16 protein-coding genes and 1 pseudogene are annotated in these 21,638 nt (G+C 63.0%); 10 read left to right on the top strand and 7 right to left on the bottom strand.

All coding sequences use genetic code 11. The features are described 5' to 3' along the window. Positions 1-13 precede the first annotated feature (13 nt). The 4 genes from FAZ95_RS32360 (at position 14) to FAZ95_RS32345 (ending at position 8,882) form a co-directional block, all read left to right on the top strand. Entirely contained in the window at positions 14-3,127 is a 3,114-nt protein-coding gene (locus FAZ95_RS32360) for an efflux RND transporter permease subunit (RefSeq protein WP_137336477.1), read from the top strand. Further along, positions 3,124-6,447 carry an efflux RND transporter permease subunit gene (locus FAZ95_RS32355; RefSeq protein ID WP_137336476.1) on the top strand — a complete coding sequence of 1,108 codons (3,324 nt, stop codon included), beginning with the start codon at positions 3,124-3,126 and terminating at the stop codon, positions 6,445-6,447. The genes FAZ95_RS32360 and FAZ95_RS32355 overlap by 4 nt, the downstream gene beginning before the upstream one ends. Positions 6,448-6,463: 16 nt before the next feature. Next, complete coding sequence (locus FAZ95_RS32350; RefSeq protein WP_137336475.1) at positions 6,464-7,930, top strand: efflux transporter outer membrane subunit; 1,467 nt, start codon at positions 6,464-6,466, stop codon at positions 7,928-7,930. Between the two features lie 358 nt (positions 7,931-8,288). Beyond that, positions 8,289-8,882, top strand: a complete 594-nt coding sequence (locus FAZ95_RS32345; RefSeq protein WP_137336474.1) for a PAAR domain-containing protein — start codon at positions 8,289-8,291, stop codon at positions 8,880-8,882. On the opposite strand, the pseudogene FAZ95_RS32340 reads toward FAZ95_RS32345, so the two are convergent. After that, positions 8,852-10,110 (bottom strand): annotated as a pseudogene (locus FAZ95_RS32340) (IS256 family transposase). The gene FAZ95_RS32345 and the pseudogene FAZ95_RS32340 overlap by 31 nt on opposite strands. A 100-nt stretch (positions 10,111-10,210) precedes the next feature. Here FAZ95_RS32340 and FAZ95_RS32335 point away from each other — a divergent pair. Then, a complete protein-coding gene (locus tag FAZ95_RS32335; protein ID WP_137336473.1) occupies positions 10,211-10,825 on the top strand; it encodes a hypothetical protein in 615 nt (204 codons plus the stop codon). Further along, entirely contained in the window at positions 10,822-11,103 is a 282-nt protein-coding gene (locus FAZ95_RS32330) for a hypothetical protein (protein WP_137336472.1), read from the top strand. The genes FAZ95_RS32335 and FAZ95_RS32330 overlap by 4 nt, the downstream gene beginning before the upstream one ends. A 70-nt stretch (positions 11,104-11,173) precedes the next feature. On the opposite strand, the gene FAZ95_RS32325 is transcribed toward FAZ95_RS32330, so the two are convergent. Beyond that, complete coding sequence (locus FAZ95_RS32325) at positions 11,174-12,076, bottom strand: LysR family transcriptional regulator (RefSeq protein ID WP_137336471.1); 903 nt, start codon at positions 12,074-12,076, stop codon at positions 11,174-11,176. Positions 12,077-12,225: 149 nt separating this feature from the next. Here FAZ95_RS32325 and FAZ95_RS32320 point away from each other — a divergent pair, with 149 nt between their 5' ends. Beyond that, positions 12,226-13,119 (top strand): NAD-dependent epimerase/dehydratase family protein, encoded by an 894-nt coding sequence (locus FAZ95_RS32320; protein ID WP_137336470.1) that lies wholly within the window; start codon positions 12,226-12,228, stop codon positions 13,117-13,119. A 33-nt stretch (positions 13,120-13,152) separates the two neighbouring features. Here FAZ95_RS32320 and FAZ95_RS32315 read toward each other — a convergent pair whose 3' ends face one another. Beyond that, a complete protein-coding gene (locus FAZ95_RS32315; RefSeq protein ID WP_137336469.1) occupies positions 13,153-13,491 on the bottom strand; it encodes a hypothetical protein in 339 nt (112 codons plus the stop codon). A 102-nt stretch (positions 13,492-13,593) separates the two neighbouring features. Next, positions 13,594-14,409, bottom strand: coding sequence for a DUF6566 family protein (locus FAZ95_RS32310; RefSeq protein WP_254700040.1), 816 nt, complete (start codon positions 14,407-14,409; stop codon positions 13,594-13,596). Positions 14,410-15,062: 653 nt separating this feature from the next. Here FAZ95_RS32310 and FAZ95_RS32305 point away from each other — a divergent pair. Genes FAZ95_RS32305 through FAZ95_RS32295 form a run of 3 tightly spaced genes read left to right on the top strand, consistent with a single transcriptional unit; the run spans position 15,063 to position 17,692 of the window. Beyond that, complete coding sequence (locus FAZ95_RS32305; protein WP_137336468.1) at positions 15,063-15,812, top strand: electron transfer flavoprotein subunit beta/FixA family protein; 750 nt, start codon at positions 15,063-15,065, stop codon at positions 15,810-15,812. A gap of 22 nt (positions 15,813-15,834) precedes the next feature. Further along, on the top strand, positions 15,835-16,806 hold the full coding sequence (locus FAZ95_RS32300; RefSeq protein ID WP_137336467.1) for an electron transfer flavoprotein subunit alpha/FixB family protein: 972 nt from the start codon (positions 15,835-15,837) through the stop codon (positions 16,804-16,806). Beyond that, complete coding sequence (locus FAZ95_RS32295) at positions 16,796-17,692, top strand: HpcH/HpaI aldolase/citrate lyase family protein (protein ID WP_137336466.1); 897 nt, start codon at positions 16,796-16,798, stop codon at positions 17,690-17,692. The genes FAZ95_RS32300 and FAZ95_RS32295 overlap by 11 nt, the downstream gene beginning before the upstream one ends. A 98-nt stretch (positions 17,693-17,790) precedes the next feature. On the opposite strand, the gene FAZ95_RS32290 is transcribed toward FAZ95_RS32295, so the two are convergent. The 3 genes from FAZ95_RS32290 to FAZ95_RS32280 all read right to left on the bottom strand — a co-directional run bounded on the left by FAZ95_RS32290 (position 17,791) and on the right by FAZ95_RS32280 (position 21,627). Continuing rightward, a complete protein-coding gene (locus tag FAZ95_RS32290; RefSeq protein WP_137336465.1) occupies positions 17,791-19,182 on the bottom strand; it encodes an MFS transporter in 1,392 nt (463 codons plus the stop codon). Positions 19,183-19,271: 89 nt separating this feature from the next. Next, on the bottom strand, positions 19,272-20,450 hold the full coding sequence (locus FAZ95_RS32285; RefSeq protein ID WP_137336464.1) for a CaiB/BaiF CoA transferase family protein: 1,179 nt from the start codon (positions 20,448-20,450) through the stop codon (positions 19,272-19,274). A gap of 16 nt (positions 20,451-20,466) precedes the next feature. After that, positions 20,467-21,627 (bottom strand): acyl-CoA dehydrogenase family protein, encoded by a 1,161-nt coding sequence (locus FAZ95_RS32280; protein ID WP_137336463.1) that lies wholly within the window; start codon positions 21,625-21,627, stop codon positions 20,467-20,469. Positions 21,628-21,638 lie beyond the last annotated feature (11 nt).

Raw genomic sequence — 21,638 nt, 5'->3', positions numbered from 1 at the left:
GAGGCCCACGCCGATGAACATCTCCCGTCTGTTCATCCTTCGTCCGGTCGCCACGTCGCTTCTGATGATCGCGCTCGTGCTGGTGGGCCTCGTCGCCGTGCGCTTTCTGCCGGTGTCGTCGCTGCCCGACGTCGCCTACCCGACGATCCAGGTGCAGACGTTCTACCCGGGCGCGAGCCCGAACGTGATGGCGACGACGGTGACCGCGCCGCTCGAAGTCCAGCTCGGCGAGATCCCCGGCTTGCAGCAGATGATCTCGTACAGCTCGGAAGGCGCGTCGGTCATCACGCTGCAGTTCGACCTGGCGCTGAACCTCGATATCGCCGAGCAGAACGTTCAGCAGGCGATCAACGCGGCCAACAGCTTCCTGCCGAGCGGGCTGCCCGCGCCACCGACCTACGCGAAGGTGAACCCCGCCGACCAGCCGATCATGACGCTCGCGGTGACCTCGAAATCGATGTCGCTGACCCAGTTGCAGGACACGGCGAACAACCGCCTCGCCACGAAAATCTCCGAAGTGACGGGCGTGGGCGTGGTCACCACGGCGGGCGGCAACGTCCCGGCGGTGCGCGTCGAAGCGGACCCGCAAAAGCTCGCGGCCTACGGCCTCAATATCGACGACTTGCGCTCGCTGCTCGCGAATGTCAACGTCAGTCAGCCGAAAGGCAACTTCGACGGCCCCGAGCTCGACTACACGATCAACGCGAACGACCAGATCTCTGACCCCGCCGACTACCTGAGCACGGTGATCGCCTACCAGAACGGCTCGCCGGTCTACTTGCGCGACGTGGCGAGCGTGAGCCAGGCAGCGCAAGACGTCGAGCGCGGCGCCTGGTACAACCACGCGCCCGCGATCGTGCTCAACGTCCAGCGTCAGCCGGGCGCGAACGTGATCGCCACGGTCAGCCAGATCAAGAAGCAGCTGCCCCTGCTCGAATCGACGCTGCCGGCCGGCATGCAGGTGACGATCGTCAGCGACAGCACCGGCGTGATCCGCTCGTCGGTGTCGGACGCGGCGTTCGAATTGCTGCTCGCGGTCGCGCTGGTCGTCGCGGTGATCTTCGTGTTCCTGCGCAACTTGCCCGCGACGATCATCCCCAGCATCTCGGTGCCGGTCTCGCTGATCGGCACGGTCGCGATGATGTACGAGCTCAACTTCTCGATCGACAACCTCTCGCTGATGGCGTTGATCATCGCGACCGGCTTCGTCGTCGACGATTCGATCGTGATGATCGAGAACATCGTGCGCTATCTGGAGGAGGGCATGAGCCCGCTCGAAGCGGCGCTCGAAGGGGCGGGGCAGATCGGCTTCACGATCTTGTCGCTGACCATCTCGCTGATCGCGGTGCTGATTCCGCTCCTGTTCATGGGCGGTGTGATCGGGCGGCTGTTCAGCGAGTTCGCGATCACGCTCGCGGTCACGATCGTGATATCGGCCGTCGTCTCGCTGACCGTCGTGCCGATGATGTGCGCGCGGATTCTGCGCGCGCAGGCGCAGCGGCATCCGAGCCGCTTCGAGCGCATCAGCGAGGGCCTGTTCAACAAGACGCTGCACGCCTACGACCGGAGCCTGCGCTGGGTGCTCGAGCATCAGACGCTGACGATGCTGGTCTTCCTCGGCTCGCTGGTGTTGACCGTCGTGCTGTACATCGTCATTCCGAAGGGGCTGTTCCCGGTGCAGGACGTCGGCGTGATCCAGGGGATCAGCGTGGCCGACAACTCGGTGTCCTATAGCGCGATGGTCAACCGCCAGGCCGCGCTCGCCGACGCGATCCTGAAGGACCCCGACGTGGTCTCGGTCACCTCCTACGTGGGCATCGACGGCACCAACACGACGCTGAACAACGGCCGCTTCCTGATCAACCTCAAGCCGCGCGACGACCGAACGCTCACCGCCCTCGAGATCGCGCGCCGTCTGCAGGACGAGGTCGCCAAGGTGCCGGGCATCAAGCTCTATCTGCAGCCCGAGCAGGATTTGACGCTCGATACGACCGTCTCGCCGAATCAGTACAAGTTCGTCTTGCGCGGGCCGAACCAGCAGGCGTTCAACCAGTACGTGCCGGCGCTCATCGACAAGATGAAGCAGATCCCGGCGATCACCGATGTCCAAAGCGATCTCAACACCGACGGCCTGAGCGTCAACGTCGAAGTGAACCGGCAACTCGCGGCGCGCTACGGCATCACGGCGGCGACGATCGACAACGCGCTCTACGACGCGCTCGGCCAGCGCATCGTCTCGACGATCTTCGAGCAGTCGGACCAGTACCGCGTGATCCTCGTGGCGAAGCACGAGTCGCTGCCTGACGTGGCCTCGCTCGGCAACCTCTATCTGCCGAGCCAGACGAGCAGCAGCGGACAGGTGCCGTTGAAGGGCATCGCGAAGATCAGCATCACGCGCTCGCCGCTCGTGATCAGCCATCTCGCGCAGTTCCCGGCCGTGACGATCTCGTTCAATCTCGCGAAGGATGCGTCGTTGTCCACGGCGGTCGACCGCATCCGGCAGGCCGAGCAGGCGGTCAACTTGCCGCCGTCGATCCAATCGTCGTTCCAGGGCGCGGCGCAGGCGTTCGAGGACTCGCTGTCGAGCGAGGTGTACCTGCTGATCGCCGCGCTCGCCGCCGTGTACATCGTGCTCGGCGTGCTCTACGAGAGCTACATCCACCCGGTGACGATTCTCTCGACGCTGCCTTCCGCAGGGATCGGTGCGCTGCTCGCGCTGATGATGGCGGGCAACGACCTCGACGTGATCGGCATCATCGGCATCGTGCTGTTGATCGGCATCGTCAAGAAGAACGCGATCATGATGGTCGACTTCGCGCTCGAGGCCGAACGCGTGCACGGCAAGCCGCCGCGTGAAGCGATCTTCGAGGCGTCGCTGCTGCGCTTCAGGCCGATCCTGATGACGACGCTCGCCGCCATGCTCGGCGCGCTGCCGATGCTGCTCGGCAGCGGCACGGGCTCCGAGCTGCGCCGGCCGCTCGGCCTCGCGATCATCGGCGGGCTGACGTTGAGCCAGCTGCTGACGCTGTTCACGACGCCCGTCATCTACCTGGTCTTCGATCGCCTCGCGCGGCGCTTCAGCGGACATGGGGCGAGTGCGCAGCCGGGGGTAGGAGACGCGCCGTGAATATCTCGGCGATCTTCATCCGGCGGCCCGTCGCGACTACGCTGCTAGCGATCGCGATTGCGCTGTCGGGTGCGCTCGCTTATTTCCGGCTGCCGGTCGCACCGCTGCCGAACGTCGCGTATCCGGTCGTCGTCGTGCAGGCGAACATGGCGGGCGGCAGCCCGGAGATCATGGCCTCGACGGTGGCCGAGCCGCTCGAGCGGCGTCTCGCGACCATCGCCGGCGTGAACGAGCTCACGTCGATCAGCTATACGAGCTCGTCGCTGATCATCGTCGTGTTCAACTTGAACCGCGACATCAACGGCGCTTCGCGCGACGTCGAAGCGGCGATCCAGGCCGCCCGCGCCGACTTGCCGACGACCCTGCGCAGCAATCCCACCTACCGGCAGTACAACCCGGCCGATGCGCCGGTGATGGTCCTCGCGCTCACCTCGGACACGCTGACCAAGGCCCAGCTCTACGACTCCGCCGATTCGGTGATTCAGCAGCAGCTCTCGCAGATCAGCGGCGTCGGGCAGATCACGCTCGGCGGCGGCGCGTTGCCGAGCGTGCGCGTCGAGTTGCAGCCGGGCAAGCTGACGAGCTACGGCATCGGCCTCGAAGACGTGCGCGCCGCGATTTCCGCCGCCAACGCCGACAGCGCGAAAGGCCACATCGATCAAGGCGACCAGCGCTACGAAATTCTGTCGAACGACCAGATCAGCAGCGCCAAGCCATACCGGGACCTCATCATCGCGTACCGCAACGATGCGCCGGTGATGCTGCGTGACGTGGCCCAAGTCATCGATTCCAACGAGAACATCCGCAACGCGGGCCTTTACAACGGCAAGTCGGCGGTGCTCGTGATCGTCTACCCGATGCCGGGCAGCAACGTCGTGAAGACGGTCCAGCAGATCCGCGCGCGGCTGCCGATCATCGAGGCCGCGCTGCCGAGCAATATTCGCGTGGGTGTCGCGCTCGATCGTTCGCAATCGGTCGCCTCGTCCGTCGGCGATACCGAGCGCACGCTCTTCATCGCCGTGCTGCTCGTGATCGGCGTGGTGTTCGTCTTCCTGCTGTCGCCGCGCGCGACGCTGATTCCGGCCACGGCGCTGCCGCTGTCGATCGTCGGCACGTTCGGGCCGATGTACCTGCTCGGCTACAGCATCGACAACCTCTCGCTGATGGCGCTGACGATCGGCACCGGCTTCGTCGTCGACGATGCGGTGGTCGTGCTCGAGAACATCGTGCGGCACCTGGAGGCGGGCATGTCGCCGCGCGAGGCGGCGTTGCAGGGCAGCGCCGAAGTGGGCTTCACGGTGATCTCGATGAGCCTGTCGCTGATCGCGGTGTTCCTGCCGATCCTCTTGATGCCGGGCATCCTCGGCCTGCTGTTTCATGAGTTCGCGGTGACGCTGTCGATCGCGATCCTGATCTCGCTCGTCATCTCGTTGACCGTCACGCCGACGATGTGCGCCTACGTGCTCACGCACGAGCGCGCCGTGCATTCGAAGGCGCGCTGGGCACAGTGGGTCGAGACGCAGTTCGACCGCTTCAAGAACGCGTACGCGCGCTCGCTGGAACTGGTGCTCGACCATGCGCTGTTGATCGGCCTTCTGCTGATCGGTCTTCTGGTCGCGAACGTGTTCCTGTTCAAGCTGCTGCCCGCGACATTCTTTCCTGAGCAGGACACCGGCATCCTGATCGGCCAGATCATCGCCGATCAAAGCATCTCGTTCCCTGCGATGCAAAAGAAACTCGAGCAACTGCAGAGCATCGTGTCGAAGGACCCGGCCGTGGAGGCGGTGGCGGGCTATACCGGCGGCCGCGCGCTCAACACGGCGAACGTGTTCATCGAGCTCAAGCCGCTGTCCGAGCGCCATCTTTCAGCGACTGAAGTCGTCAACCGGCTGCGGCCGAAGCTCAATGCGGTGTCGGGCGCGCGGCTGTTCCTGCAGGCGCAGCAGGACTTGCGCATCGGCGGCCGGCAAGCGGCGGCCGAATACCAGTACACGCTGACGAGCGACGACCCCGACGCGCTCTTCAAGTGGGTGCCGAAGCTCGTCACCGAGCTCGGCAAGTACCACTCGCAAATGACCGACGTGAACTCGGACCTGCAGCAAAACGGCCTGCAGACGTACATCAACATCAGCCGCAGCACCGCGCGGCGCTATAGCTTCGAGCCGAACCAGATCGACAACGTGCTGTACGACGCGTTCGGCCAGCGCACCGTCTCGACGATCTACAACGCGCTCAATCAGTACTTCGTCGTGATGGAGGTGGCCCCGGCGTATTGGCAGTATCCGCAGACGCTCGACGACAACGTGTTCCTCAGCACGGCCGCGGGCAACGCGAGCGGCACGCAGCAGACGCAGATGCCGGGCGGCACGGTCTCGGCGGTCCAGCAGGCGGTGGCGGTGGGCGCGGGGCAAACCGCCGCATCCAAGACCAACTCGCTCAACGCCAACGCCGAGGCCAATCAGCTCACCAACAGCATTTCGAACAGCAAGGGCGGCAGCTCGAGCGGCAGCGCCGACAGCACGGCGGTCGAAAGCATGGTGCCGTTGCCCGCGATGACGACCTACGTGAACAACCACACGGCGACGCAGGTCAACCACCAGAGCGGGCTCGTCGCCGGGACGATCTCGTTCAACCTGCCCACGGGCGGTTCGCTCTCGCAAGCCAAGGTGGCCATCGACAAAGCCGCGCAGGACATCGGCATGCCGGCCTCGGTTCAGGGCGCGTTCGCGGGAGCGGCGCAAGCCTTTGCGCAGTCATTGTTCGCGATTCCGCTGCTGATCCTGGCGGCGCTCGTCGTCGTGTACATCGTGCTCGGCGTCCTCTACGAGAACACGATCCACCCGCTCACGATCCTGTCGACGCTGCCGTCCGCCGGCATCGGCGCGACGCTCGCGATGCTGATTCTCGGCACGCCGTTCTCGGTGATCGCGCTGATCGGCATCATCCTCTTGATCGGCATCGTCAAGAAGAACGGGATCATGATGGTGGACGTCGCGATTCAATTGCAGCGCAAAGAGGGCATGGATGCGAAGCAGGCGATCCACGAAGCGGCGGTCATCCGGCTGCGGCCGATCATGATGACGACCTTCGCCGCCGTGCTCGGCGCGGTGCCGCTCGCGGTCGGGATCGGACAGGGCGCGTCGCTGCGTCAGCCGCTCGGTGTCACCGTGATGGGCGGCTTGCTTCTGAGCCAGGTCTTTACGCTGTACACGACGCCTGTGATCTATCTGTACCTCGATCGCTTGCGCACCCGGATCAGCAAATGGAGCGTCGGCCTGCCGTGGAACCGCCGGCCGGACGCATCGGACACGAGCGCATGAAGACGAGCGCATGAAGATGAAGACTCTACTGATACCGCTGACTGCCGCCTTGGCCTTGCTGCTCAGCGGCTGCCTGGTCGGGCCCGACTATCGCAAGCCGCAAGTGGCCGTGCCCGCGCATTTCAAGGAACTCGACGGCTGGACCGAGGCCGAGCCCGATGCCGCGGCCGGACCGAAGGGCGACTGGTGGACCGGCTTTCACGATCCGCTGCTCGACGAACTGGAGCCGCTCGTCTCCGTGTCGAACCAGACCGTGCGCCAGGACTACGCGAACTACCAGCAGGCGCTCGCCGAGGTGCGGGTGGCGCGCAGCGCGCTGTTTCCGACGATCAGCGTGACCGGCTCGGCGACGCGCGCGCGCAGCTCGACCGGCAGCAGCATAAGCAGCTCGCGGCTCGCCAACTTCAAGCCGGTGAACAACTCGGGCTCGCTCGAAGGCAACGTCAGCTGGGCGCCGGACTTGTGGGGCCTCGTGCGACGGCAGATCGAACAGAGCGCGGCGACGGCGCAGGCGAGCGAAGCGACGCTCGCGAACGCGACGCTGTCGGAGCAGATCGCGCTCGCGACGGCTGTCATCGATCTGCGGATCACCGACGCCAACATCGACCTGCTGCAGCGCACTGTCGATGCGTACACGGGCTACCTGCGCGTCGTCGCCAATCAGGACAAGGCGGGCACCGTGCCGCCGTCCGATCTGATCACCGCGCGCACCCAGCTCGAAGGCGCGCAGGCGAGCCTGATCGCGCTCGGCGTGGCGCGCGCACAGAACGCGCATGCGATTGCGGTGCTGGTCGGCAAGAATCCGGAGGACCTGACGATTCCGCACAGCACCGCGCTGCCGACGCTGCCCACGATCCCGACGGGCCTGCCGTCGACGCTGCTCGAACGCCGTCCCGACATCGCGATCGCCGAGCGTCAGATGGCGGCGGCGAACGCGTCGATCGGGGTGGCCGTCGCGGCTTATTACCCGTCGGTGTCGCTGTCGGCGCTCGATGGTTTTACCCAGACGCCGCTGAACGGCTTGCTGCGCATCAGCAACTACGTGTGGTCGCTCGGCGGCAGCGCGACCGAAACGCTGTTCAACGGCGGCGAGCGCAGCGCCGAAGTGGCGGCGGCCAAGGCAGCCTACGACGCGACGGTCGCGAACTATCGCAGCTCCGTACTCACCGCGTTCCAGGACGTCGAGAACGACCTCGCCGGATTGCGCATCCTGGCTCAGCAGGCCGATGCGCTGGCCGCCGCCGTACGCGACGCGACGCGCGGCACGGAGATCGCGCTCAACGAGTATCAGGCGGGCACCGTCGACTACACGACCGTCGCGGTCGCGCAGACGACGCAGTTGAACGACGAGCAAACCGCGCTGAACGTGCAGCAGCAGAGGCTGCTCGATGCGGCGTCGCTGATCGGCGATTTGGGAGGAGGGTGGTCGACTGCGGAAATGCATGATCCGCGGGAGCAGGCGCAGCATGTGCTGTTGCCGTAGAGGCGTGACCAGAGCGACCAGGGGCGCCCCCTCCCGGGGGGCTACGCGCTTCGATAATTCAATCTATATAGAGTGCGAATTAAAATATAAGAAATCTTCGAGCTTTGATTCGCGTCAAGAATATTTGTCTATTGCATGCGGATTGATTGCTTGATGCTCCGAGATCCACCAAACGGCTTGCCATAACATTATGTACACCTTCATAATTCGACGCGATTCCGCAAAGTGAAGCTGAGCTTGTCACCTCCAGTGACGCTAGGTGCCACGTCGAAAGCGGCAACTCGTTAGGCATTACGCGGATCAGCAAGGCATCGACAGCAGATGCTTTTTTTTCGGCTGACTCAGCAGGGGCAAGACAATGAGCATTTTTTTCGCGGCAGTCGAAGACGATCCGCTTGATAGCGGCGGTCGCGTTATCGAAGGTGGTTCATGCGGCACTGTAAAGGGTGAAGATGGACGGCATCGCAAGCTGACGTTTCTTGGTCAACAAGCGTGGTGTAGTAAGTGCAACACTGCCGGCGTCATCGTAGCTGCCGCGGGTTCGCCGGACAAGAAGCGGCTGTACGACCGGCAGCGCGGTCGGCGGCAGGCACTGGGCGGTGATCTCGTGCTGTGTAAGTGCGAGCGTCACCCGCGCATCATTCCGGTTTACGGCCGCAAGTTCAAGGTCACGGACGACAACGACAATGCGGGCAGCGTGCCCGGCGTGGTCACCGCAGCCACCACGTCGATGACCGTCTATGACGACAGGTTCATTCTGCGAGACACGGAAGGGCGCTCACTTGCATACACGGCCTACGCACTGCGCCGGGAAACCGGTACGTTCGAATACGGCGAAACAGACGAGAAAGGACACACACATTTGCTTTCGTCGGTTGCTGCGGAGGTATCCGGATTTCTGTGTGTGAGGCGGGTTAAGACTCAGATTCCGATATTGAATCGCTCGGGGTAAAGCAGCGCGAACTGTGTCATCGCGCTTTTCCAATCGTGCCGAGAGCCGCTCCATTTGGCAACGACGTTGCGCAGCGCTAGCCAGATCAGCTTGAGCGCGGCCTCGTCCGATGGGAAGTGGCCGCGCGCCTTGATGATCTTGCGCAATTGCATGTGCAGCGACTCGATCGCATTTGTCGTATAGACGATTTTTCTAATCTCGGGCGCGAACGCGAAGAACGGAATCACCTGTTCCCAGGCCCGCCGCCAGAGCGCTGCGATCGGCGGGTATTTGGCGCCCCACGGGCCGGCGTCGAACGCGTCCAGGGCCGCGGCAGCCGCCTCGGCCGTTGGCGCCCGGTAGACCTCCTTGAGCGCTGCCGCAGCCGCTTTGCGATCCTTCCAACTCACGAAGTCCAGCGAGTTGCGAATCAGATGGACGATACAGGTCTGGACCGTCGTTTCCGGAAACACCGTGTTGATCGCTTCCGGAAAGCCCTTCAGGCCATCGACCACGGCAATCAGAATGTCCTGCACACCGCGCAGTTTCAGGTCGTTGACCACTCGTAGCCAGAACTTGGCGCCCTCGGTCTGCTCGATCCATAGGCCCAGCACGTCGCGTGTGCCGTCGCGGCGCACGCCCAGCGCCAGATAGATCGCCTTGTTGCGTACCACGCCTTCGTCACGGATCTTCACGCGCAGGGCATCGAAGAACACCACCGGATACATGGCCTCCAGCGGCCGCTGCTGCCAGTCGCGCACTTCGTTGAGCACCGCGTCGGTCACCGTGCTGATAAAGTCCGGCGACACCTCGATGCCGTACATCTCCAACAGGAAACCCTGAATCTCTCGCACGCTCATGCCGCGTGCGTACATCGCGATGATCTTGTCGTCGAAACCGGTGAAGCGCCGCTCGCCCTGGCGATCAGCACCGGGTCGAACGTGCCTTCGCGATCGCGCGGAATCTCGACGTCGAACGTGTCGTCGTCGGTCGTGATGCGCTTGCGGCTGGTGCCGTTGCGGTGGTTCGTGCCGCCTTCCGGCTTGGCTTGGCCCTTCTCGTAGCCTAGGTGGTGCGTCAGCTCACCGCCTAGCGCGCGTTCGAAGATCGCCTTCTTGAGCGCAGCCAGTTGCTCGTTAATGGTCGCCCGGTCCAGTGTCCCGGGCACCAGTTGTTTGATCAGCTCCGGGTCCAGGTTCAACCCCTTGCCCGGTTCCACCGTCGTTTCTTCTTTTCGTTTGCGTGGCATAAAGCGGCTCCTTTGCCGTCAGTTTATGCCTCACACACAGGAAATCGGATAGGCTCGTTGCTGCCGCTGAGAAAATCAACATTTACCTTGCAGGATAGCCATGCCAGAGCAGATTCATGCCTCCCCGGACGGGGTGAACTACCGTTTGGTAGCATCCAGAACAACAACGCCGACGAGCGATACTTCGGTAAAGGAAATTGTTGTAGATTCCACCAGCATTGAGGTCATTGTTAGTGACTCTCGACTCCGCAGCATGGGTTCACAGTGGGGGCATGTTGCCATCGAAATTGACGGAATCGTCTATAGTCGCGCTCACGAAGAGTACGTAAAAATAGATAGGCACACCTATTTTTATGGTGGAGTCGTCGATTTGACAAACGGGTCAATACGAACCAGCGGAAATTTATGGCGTGACAACTTGGGCCTCGTGCTTAGGGTATCGCCTGCCGAAAAAGACAAGGTCAAACGCGAGTTGGAGCGACGTGTCAGTGTGGATCGAGCATTCAAGCTGAAACATCCGAACGAAAGCACGTACAGCCTCTTTGACAATAGCTGTTCATCAAATGTGGCCGACGCACTCGAATCTATTGGTATTTTGGCGCATGATCCCCGTTGGCTCCCCACACCGGTCACGCCAGCCGAGCTGGATGCCGTACTACAGAAATCCAGGCGTCTCGCAAAGAAGAACTACTATCCGAAGCAGGCGAACCAGTGAAGCAGCGCTATCTCCTCATTGGCCTGCTCCAGTTGCTTTTGATTTTTCTTTCCGGCTGGCTAAGACAGATGTCGTGGAGGGAAATTGACTTTGCTGGGGACACGTGGCCCCTGCGAGGGCAACTTTCGTTTTACTGCCTTGCGGGGTGGTTAGCAATAGTTGCTACGGCAATCTGGTTTGCAGTGCATGACAAGGCCAACAGATCGATGATCGTTCTGTTCCTTGTTCTTCTCCTGCCGTCGTTTGAATTCCTCTTGTGGTTTGCACTGAGCTTTTGATGGCAAACGCGGAAATGGGCGGTGTTTTCCAGGCTGTGGGCACCGACGCTGTGCTGGTTCGTTCCGGATGCTACAGCCGCAGCCGCGCGCCGATGAAATCCAAAAAGCACCGCACCCGCTCCGCAAGCGCCGCGCTTTGGTAATAGACGGCATGAACCGGCTGCTTTTCTTCGACTCGCACAGCTTCGAGTATCGGCACGAGCCGCCCTTCGCGCACATCGGCGGCCGTCATGAAGTCGGAAAGACACGCGATGCCCCAATGTGAGAGCGCGAGCTGGCGGATCGTCTCGCCGCTCGACGCGGCAATCGCCGGCTCGATCTTTAGCGATTCTGTTTCTCCATCGCCGCCGCCTTCGACGCGCAGCGGCCAACGGTTCAGCAACTCCGGCGCCGTGAAGCCGATCAGCTTGTGCTCGCGCAACGCGTTGACGGAACGCGGTTCGCCGTGCTCGTCCAAATAAGCTGGACTTGCGAGCACGCGCCGTCTTGAGTTGCCGAGCGCGCGAGCATGCAGCGTCGAATCCTGCAGCACCCCGATGCGAATCGCGATGTCGACCTTCTGCTCCAGCAGATCGACGATGCGCTCGTTGCTCGTCAGCTCGAGCCGGATCTCGGGGTAGAGCGCCGAAAACGCCTTCATGTGCGGCGCGATGCAATGGAGCATGAACGGCGACGCGGCGTCGACCCGCAGCCGCCCCGACGGCCGCCTGCGTCGCTGCGCGACGAACGCTTCCGCATCCTCCATCGCCGCGAGAATCGCCCGTGCGCGCAGCAGAAACAGTTCGCCCTCTTCGGTCAGCTGCAGCCGCCGCGTCGTGCGGCGCACGAGCGCGACGTCGAGCTTCTGCTCCAGGCGCGCGAGCGCGCGGCTCAGGCCGGAGACCGTCTGCTGCAGCTTCTCCGCGGCAGCGGTGATCGAGCCGCTGTCGATCACGGTGACGAACACCAGCAGCTCATCGGTCGAGGTTTTCATCGATTGTTGATTTGAAATCAAGAATGATTTGAGGTTAACACGGTTTTTGCAAAGATCGGATCGACTGATACTGGGCGCCATCGTGAATGCAGTCGGACCACCGGCTGCATGGCACGCATTGCAACGTATTGCTAGCCAAGGAGTCGGTCGTGAAGATTTTCGTAACAGGAGCGGGCGGGTTTATCGGCGGTTCGATCGCGGCGGGTCTCGTGCGCGCGGGACATCAGGTGCGGGGGCTTATCCGCCGCGAAGAACAAGGCGACGAGATGCGGCGGCTTGGCATCGAGCCGGTTGTCGGCTCGCTCGACGATCGCGCGCTGCTCATCGACGAAGCGCGCGCCGCCGACGCCGTCATCAACGCCGCGAGCAGCGATCATCGCGGCGCGGTGGAAGCGCTGATCGAGGCACTGGCGGGCTCCGGCAAGCCGTTGTTGCACACAAGCGGTTCGAGCATTGTCGGCGATGCATCGGGCGGCAAAGGCAGCACGGCGATCTATCGCGAAGACGCGTTGCCCGAACCGACCGAGGACAAAGCGGCGCGCGTCGCGATCGACCGCCTCGTGCTCGATGCAGCGAAGCGTGGCATCCGCTCGGTCGTGCTGTGCAACACGCTGATCTACGGACACGGCGCGGTGGCCGGCAGCGCCAGCGTGCAATTGCCGCGTCTGGTGCGGCAAGCGCAAAAGAGCGGAATCGTGCGGCACGTGGGCGCCGGCGAGAACATCTGGTCGAACGTGCATATCGACGATGTCGTCGAGCTCTATCGGCTTGCGCTCGAAAAAGCGCCAGCCGGGACGTTCTATTTCGTCGAAAGCGGTGAAGCCTCGTATCGCGAGATGTCGTCGGCGATCGCTGCGGCACTCAGGCTGGGCGAAGCGCAAGACTGGCCGCTTGAAGCCGCGATCGAGGAATGGGGATACGAGATGGCGTCGTACGGCCTGGGGTCGAACAGCCGCGTGCGGGGAGAGCGCGCGAGAACGCAGCTTGGCTGGACGCCGAAACGGACGTCCGTCATCGAGTGGATCGGCAACGAGATGCTCTGACGACCGACGTCGTCAGACAAACGGGCGCGCCGCTCAGTACCCGCGCCGCACCATCATGCAAAGGGCGGCGCGCTCGCGCATTTCGTTTTCGTAGTTGGAGAGCACTTCGGTGAGCCGCCGTCCGATCTCGCGCGATTGCGCGATCTGCGGCGACTGCGGGGCGCGCAGCAGGAAGCGGTGCTCATGGCTGTGTTCGTCGAAACGCATTCGCAACTGACCGCTTTCGACCAACCTGTCGAGAAGCCGCCGGACATCCTTGCAGCTCACCCCCAACGATTGGGCAATGAACCCCGCGCGATAATCGCGGTCGGGTCGCATCGCCGACAAAATCCCTTCGGCTGAAAATTCGGAGAAAGTCCGTGTACGGGGCATGCCATGTCCTTCATGCTGCGTCGTCAGTCCAATGCTAGCTTCCCAAAGCCTACTAAGCAGTCGGCGATCGCCGAAAAGCCAGTAGGAATGGGCCGGGCGCTGTCAGGAAATTCCCACGTGAGCGTCGCTGTGCTCGAGGTCCCGGTCGGTTTGACGGTCGTCGAAGTGATTACGTTCTCTCGCGCAGCAATCGCGTTCGACCCACTGGCGCGCCCACTCGAGCGCGTATTGCTGGGCAGCCATCATGTCGGAGAAAGCGCAGCCGACGAGCCCCGAGCGCGCCACACGCCTGCCGTGCATCGTAATCTCCGCCCAGCCGCGAAAGGTCTGGTCGCCGACTACGTCGGCCGCCGCGTAGATCACGTAGCCGCGCTCGTCCACCACTCTCGCGCCGTGGGAGGCGAGCCCCATCCACAGCCGCCCCTTCGAGCGAAACGGTTGCGCAGGCACCTCCGGATCGTTCGAAGCGGGCGAGGGCGACGGCGGCTGCCATGAACCAGGACTGCTCCAGAACACGCGATGGGGGGCCGGAACGCACGCCGTTTCCAGTGGCGTCGCCGGAGCCCGCACGCTGTCCGGGCCGCGCGGGTCGCGCGGACTGACCGCTGCGGGCTGACTCGACCGCTGCAGGCGGCGGGGAATCATGCGCCCGGCGTCCGTCAGCAGCCGCAGCATTTCGTCGAGCGCGCCGCTTTCGCGCCACTCGTCGTAACGGCGCCGGCACGTCGGAATCGACGGAGAGCCCTCAGGCAATCTCGTCCAAGGCCGACCGGTCGTGAGCATCCAGAGAATCGCGTTGGCGACGTCGCGCGATTGCGCGCGCGGCCTGCCACGCGGATGGAGACTGACGATCGGCTTGTCGGCAAAGAGGTGAGCCAACATCGCCCATTCGTCGTCGGTGAGTTCATCGAAGCCCATGCGCTTTCCCACACAGCCAATTTGGGCTGTGCCGTCGAAACCCCGAGACCATGGATTCTTGATTTATCGCTGCGGCGTCGGTGATTTACCGACAGGCCTATCGTAGGTGCGCAAATTACCGATCACATTCGGGATGCGCGGAACGTGCGTACAGAGCGTGCTGATTCGCGTGTCGGGAAATCCTGACACGGGATTCATCTGACAAATCGGCGCTTGGGGTTGCCATGGCATTGCCACCGGCGAATCAGCCGTGCGTTGTCCGTGTCGGGATATCGCTTCGTCAACCAGGCAAGTGACGACGCTTCGTCGATGTCGAGCGCGGCGCAGAGGTCACCGGCGGGTCCGTCGAACCCCAAAGTCGGGCGACATATATGTCGTTCTCCTATGGAATTTTCCGTATCCCTCCGTGCCATCTCGGTCCCAACTTGGCCGGCAGCTCGAGGGGGAGTTGAAGGGACGAGGGGACGGCGCAATCAGGCAGTGGCTAGATGAGTGGTTTTGCCGAACGGGCGTCCCATTGGGGGAGCGCTGTGCGGCCGATAGGCGCGAGCTATGACCGGCAGAGCCAATCGATAGTAGCCGGGTCGAGCGAATCCGCGTGTAATAAAGGGCCTATGTAACCCCATGCCTATCAGTTCAGCGAGGAGACCGGCGTGAAGCTTTTGGTGCCAGTAAAACGAGTAGTCGACTACAACGTGAAGGTCCGCGTGAAGTCGGACAACACGGGTGTGGACATCGCGAACGTGAAGATGTCGATGAATCCGTTCGACGAAATCGCGGTGGAAGAGGCGGTGCGCCTGAAGGAAGCCGGCGTGGCGACGGAAGTGATCGCGGTGTCGGCGGGTGTGGCGCAATGTCAGGAAACGCTGCGCACGGCGCTGGCGATCGGCGCGGACCGCGCGATCCTGATCGAATCGAATGAAGACCTGCAGCCGCTGGCGGTCGCGAAGCTGCTCAAGGCAGTGGTCGACAAAGAGCAGCCGCAGCTGGTGATCCTCGGCAAGCAAGCGATCGACGACGACAGCAACCAGACCGGCCAGATGCTCGCCGCGCTGGCGAACCTGCCGCAAGCGACGTTTGCGTCGAAGGTCGTGATCGCTGATGACAAGGCGACCATCACGCGTGAAGTCGACGGCGGTGCGGAAACGCTGTCGCTGAAGCTCCCCGCAGTTGTCACCACCGATCTGCGCCTGAACGAGCCGCGCTATGTGACGCTGCCGAACATCATGAAGGCGAAGAAGAAGCCGCTGGAAACGTTGAAGCCCGAAGACCTTGGGGTGGACGTCGCGTCGCGCCTGAAGACGCTGAAAGTCACGGAGCCGCCCAAGCGCAGCGCCGGCGTGAGGGTGCCGGACGTGAAGACGCTGGTCGAGAAGCTGAAGACCGAAGCCAAGGTACTGTGAGACGGACGCGGAGACGATAGAGATGACGATTCTGGTAATTGCCGAACACGACGCCCCGAAGGAAGTCCCCTTGGGGGGCAACGCGTCGATCAAGGGCGCGACGCTGAACACGGTCGCGGCCGCACAGAAGATTGGCGGCGACATTCACCTGCTGGTGGTGGGCCACAACGCGCAAGCCGCAGCGGATGCCGCTTCGAAGATCGCGGGTGTCAGCAAAGTGCTGCTCGCCGACGCGCCGCAACTGGCCGAGGGCCTGGCGGAAAACGTCGAAGCGACGGTGCTGACGCTGGTGCAAGACCCGGCGAAGGACTACTCGCACATCCTGGCGCCGGCGACGGCCTACGGCAAGAACATCGCGCCGCGCGTGGCAGCGAAGCTCGACGTGGCGCAGATCAGCGAAATCACCGCAGTGGACAGCGCGGACACGTTCGAGCGTCCGATCTACGCGGGCAACGCGATCGCGACGGTGCAATCGAGCGATCCGATCAAGGTGATCACGGTGCGTGCGACGGGTTTTGACGCGGTCGCGGCCGAAGGCGGTAGCGCAGCCGTTGAGAAGATCGAAGCCGCGGCCGACGCCGGCATTTCGCAGTTCGTGAACCGCGAAGTGACGAAGATGGACCGCCCCGAATTGACGAGCGCGCACATCGTCGTGTCGGGCGGGCGCGGCTTGGGCAGCGGCGAGAACTATACGAAGGTGCTCGAGCCGCTGGCGGACAAGCTGAACGCGGCGCTGGGCGCGTCGCGCGCGGCGGTCGACGCGGGCTACGTGCCGAACGACTACCAAGTGGGCCAAACGGGCAAGATCGTCGCGCCGCAGCTGTACGTGGCGGTCGGCATCTCGGGCGCGATTCAGCACCTGGCTGGCATGAAAGACTCGAAGGTGATCGTCGCGATCAACAAGGACCCGGAAGCACCGATTTTCAGCGTGGCTGATTACGGCCTCGTTGGTGATCTCTTCGCCGTCGTCCCGGAGTTGGCCAATGCACTCTAACCGGAATGCTTCACAGCCCGCGCTGCATCAACGCGGTGAGCTGAGCAATGCGGAGTTCTCGCCGCAGTCTTTCCTGTTCGTGCCAGGCAGCCGGCCTGATCGCTTCGATCGGGCGCTATCGAGCGGTGCGGACGCGGTCATCATCGATCTCGAAGACGCCGTCGAGCCATCAGCCAAGGAGGCAGCACGAGAGCACGTTGCCCAATGGGTGTCGCGGAGGCACCCGGTGCTGGTACGCATCAACGCGCGCGCCACGCCGTGGTTCGAGCAGGATGCGAAGCTCGGCACGCTGGACGGCGTGGCGGGCATTGTGCTGCCGAAGGCCGAGCAGGCCGCCGATATCGTGGCGACGGTTTCCATCGCGCGTCGCCGCGTGCCGGTTTTTCCACTCGTCGAGAGCGCACTCGGGATGTGGAATGCGCTGGAGATCGCCAAGGCGCCGTGCGTTAGACGGCTGATGTTCGGCACGCTCGACTTCATCGCTGAGATGGGAATGGACGACGACGGCGAGCCCCTGAATCATCATCGCGCGCAACTCGCGCTTATATCGCGCGTGGCCGGTATCGAAGCGCCGGTCGATGGCGTCACACCCGACATCCACGATATCGGCCGACTCGAGCGCGATGCGCTGAACGGCAAGCGCCAGGGCTTTGGCGCGAAGCTTTGCATTCATCCGAACCAGATCGAAGCCGTGCATCGCTGCTATCGTCCGAGCGAGCAGGAACTGCGTTGGGCGGCACGCGTCGTCGAGGCGGCGGCCGCGTCGCGGGCAGGAGCGGTCACGCTGGATGGCAAGATGATCGACCGGCCCGTGCTGCTGCGAGCGCAGCAACTGCTCGCGCTCGACAGTGCCGTAAAGCGTAAAGCCGCCCAAACGCCAGCATGATCGTGTCGCCCTTTCGGGAGCAATGCGGTTGAAGCAATTGGGCGCGGAAAAAAGCGTCGAAATCGGCGCCTTGTTCCGCTCGTCCCGGCGATTAAGGCCTAACGATGCTGTTGGACGGCTGCTGCGTTGGGCAGAGTGTCCGCATCGCTGGTGCCCGGTGCGATATCTTCCAGCGCGTGACGACTGGTCTCGACGCGCAACAGGCCAATCGCGACGCACAGTACCGCCAGAACAACGCTGATCATTGCGATCACACCCGAGACGCCGAATCGCTCGTACAGCAACAATGCGAGATAAGGCGTGGCAATGGACGATGCACGGCCGCACGTGCCGGCTACACCGGTCCCGCGCAGGCGCACCTCGGTCGGAAACAGTTCGGGAATGTAGCCGAAAAGGCCCAGTGTCGTGATCGTATAGATGGCGCTGACAAGGCAGAATCCGACGAGAACGATCGCGGTCGTATCCTTTAGCGTCACGTAGAGCCAGCCGAGCGCAACGCTCAGCACGGATGCAATCACGATGCCTTTGGCCCGCCCCAGTCGATCTGCCGTCAAATATCCAATCAGGCCGCCGACCGGCGAGCCGATCGACATGAGAAACACGAACCCGAGCGATTTGACGACTGAAAGCCCCTCGGTGACGAAGAAGGTCGGCAGCCACGCGATAAATCCGTAAAGCCCCACATTCACGCCGATGGCGGTCAACGCCGCGACGGCCGTGCGAGCGCGCATGCCACGCGAAAAGAGTGCGCTTAAGGGCGCTTTGCCCACATTCAGATCGACAGTACGCCGTATCGGCGGCAGCTTGCCGACCTGCGCGCTGACTTCCTGCTCGATGGCCGAGAGCGTCGCTTCCGCTTCTTGAAGCCTTCCCACCGATTCGAGCCAGCGCGGCGACTCCGGCATACGATGCCGCAGGAACCAGACGATCAAAGCGCCGATGCCTGCGACCGCGAACATGTAGCGCCAACCGAGATGCGGGATGATCCAATAGCCGGCCGCCAGAGCTGCGAAGAGACCGCTATTGGTGATGATGGCAAGCAGCGATACCCATTTCCCCCGGGTGGCAGGCGGCACGAATTCGGCCAGCGTGCCTGCGGCCACAACGAGTTCGGCGCCCAGGCCGATGCCCATGACGAAGCGCAGTGCAATGAGCCATTCGATGGTCGGCGCAAAGCACGCAGCGAGGGAAGCGATGCCGAAGACCGCCAGATTCAGCTGATAGGAGTAGCGGCGCCCGAGCCGGTCGCCGACGTAGCCGGCGGCGAACGCGCCGATCATCATGCCGACGAATGTCGACGAGACGAACATCGCGCCGTGGTGGAGATCCGTGAACCCTTCCTTGACCATCGCGGCGACGGAGCCGTTCGCAAGATAGATATCGAAGGCGTCGAGGAAGGCCCCGCCGGCGATCAGACCAAGAATTTTCCAGTGAAATCTGGATATGGGTAGCCGATCGAGCCGGCCTGCGGCGTTGACAGAAACTGCCATGGTTGTCTCCGATGTCATAGAGCGCCTTGGCATCTGAATGGATGCCGAAACGCTTGCTTGTGGTGGAACGTCGAGGGTCGGCGATTGGCTCAGACAGCGCCGGTTTGGTGCAGGTCGTGAATGTGAGCTTCCGAGTACCCGAGCTCCTGCAAGATCGCGTCCGTGTGTTGGCCAAGCGCGGGTACCGGGTCCATGCGGGGGCCATCTTCATGCCCGAGGCCGGGGGGATAGAGAGCGGGGATTTCCCCGGCCGGCGTCGCTACTCGGGTCCAGCGCTTTCTCGCGGCAAGTTGCTCGTGAGCCCAGACGGCTTGCATATCGTTCATTTGCGCATTTGCAATGCTGGCCTCGTCGAGACGCTCGATGACCTGTCGTGCTGTCAGAGAAGAGAACGCTTGATCGATCAGATGACCGAGTTCGACGCGGTTTTCGACGCGACGGCTGTTCGAACAGAAACGGGTGTCGGCGGCCAGGTCCGGCCTCTGGATCACGGCTTCACAGAAGCGCTTCCATTCCCGCTCGTTCTGGAGGCCGAGCATTACGGTCTTGCCGTCGCCGGCCTTGAACGGGCCGTAAGGATAGATCGTCGCGTGCGAGGCACCCGCGCGTTTGGGAGGCGTCTGGTCGTCGATCGCGTAGTACAACGGGTAGCTCATCCACTCGACCATGCTTTCCAGCATCGATACATCGATGCGTCGGCCGCGCCCCGTCTTTCCGCGCTCGATGAGCGCTGCGAGGATGTTGGTGTAGGCGTACATGCCTGCCGCGATATCGGCGATCGAACAGCCGGCCTTCGCTGGCTCACCAACTGACCCCGTAATGCTGAGAAAGCCCGACTCGCTCTGAATGAGGAGGTCGTAAGCCTTCTTGTCGCGGTAGGGGCCGTCGAGCCCATAGCCGGAGATGTCGCAGACGATCAGTTTCGGATAGCGGGCCTGCAGGGACTCGTAGTCGAGCCCGAGCCGCTGCGTGGCGCCGGGCGCGAGGTTCTGCACGAACACATCGGCGTCGGCCAGCAGCCCATGCACGACTTCCATCGCCTCGGGCCGCTTGACGTCGAGCGTGATGCTTTCCTTCGAGCGGTTAGTCCATACGAAGTGCGACGCGAGTCCGTGGACACGCTCGTCGTAGTTACGCGCAAAGTCGCCGGTGCCGGGGCGCTCGACCTTGATGACGCGGGCACCGAGATCCGCGAGTTGTCGCGTGCAGAACGGCGCCGCAATCGCGTGCTCGAACGTGATGACCTTGATGCCTTCGAGAGGGCGCATGATCGGAAAGTCCTCGTCAGAACGAACGGGGCAGACCGAGGATGTGCTCGGCGACATAGGAGAGAATCAGATTCGTCGAGATCGGCGCGACCTGATAGAGCCGCGTTTCGCGGAACTTGCGCTCGACGTCGTACTCGCAGGCAAAGCCAAAGCCGCCATGGAATTGCAGACAGGCATTCGCGGCTTCCCACGATGCGTCAGCGGCGAGCAGCTTTGCCATGTTGGCCTGCGCGCCGCACGGCTCGTGGGCATCGAAGCGGCGCGCTGCCTCGAAACGCATCAGGCTGGCCGCTTCGACATTGATGAACGAGCGCGCGATCGGGAACTGGACGCCCTGGTTCTGGCCGATCGGACGTCCGAATACGACACGATCCTTCACATACTGCGAGACCTTGTCGACGAACCAGTAACCATCGCCGATACATTCGGCTGCGATCAGCGTGCGTTCGGCGTTCAGGCCGTCGAGGATGTACTTGAAGCCTTTGCCTTCCTCGCCAATCAGGTTTTCGGCAGGAATCTCCAGATTGTCGAAGAAGAGTTCGTTGGTCTCGTGGTTGACCATGTTGGGGATCGGGCGCACGGTCATGCCTTTGCCGATCGCTTCATGCAGATCCACGATAAAGATGGACATGCCTTCGCTTTTCTTCGTCACGTCAGACAGCGGCGTGGTCCGTGCCAGCAGGATCATCAGGTCGGAGTGCTGGATGCGCGAGATCCAGACTTTCTGGCCATTGACCACGTAGCGGTCGCCTTTGCGCAACGCGGTTGTCTTGATCTTCGTCGTATCGGTGCCGGTGGTGGGCTCCGTTACGCCCATCGACTGCAGCCGCAGGTCGCCGGACGCGATCTTCGGCAGATAGAGCGCCTTTTGCTCGGCCGAGCCATGACGCAGCAACGTGCCCATGTTGTACATCTGGCCGTGGCATGCACCGGAGTTGCCGCCGCTGCGGTTGATTTCCTCCATGATCACCGACGCCTCGGTGAGACCGAGCCCCGAACCGCCGTACTCCTGCGGGATCAACGCCGCGAGCCAACCCGCCTTGGTGAGCGCGTCGACGAAGGCTTCCGGATAGCCGCGCTCTTCGTCGATCTTGCGAAAGTACTCGGCTGGAAACTGGCCGCACAGGTCGCGGATGGCTTCACGGATGTCCTGGAAAGGGTCGACTGCTACGTTCATGGTGTGAATTC

Origin of the sequence: Trinickia violacea (assembly GCF_005280735.1) — a bacterium.
In the GTDB taxonomy this organism is placed as follows: Bacteria; Pseudomonadota; Gammaproteobacteria; order Burkholderiales; family Burkholderiaceae; genus Trinickia_A; species Trinickia_A violacea.
Note: the sequence above shows the minus strand (reverse complement) of the source record. Positions and strands in the feature narration are given on the sequence as shown.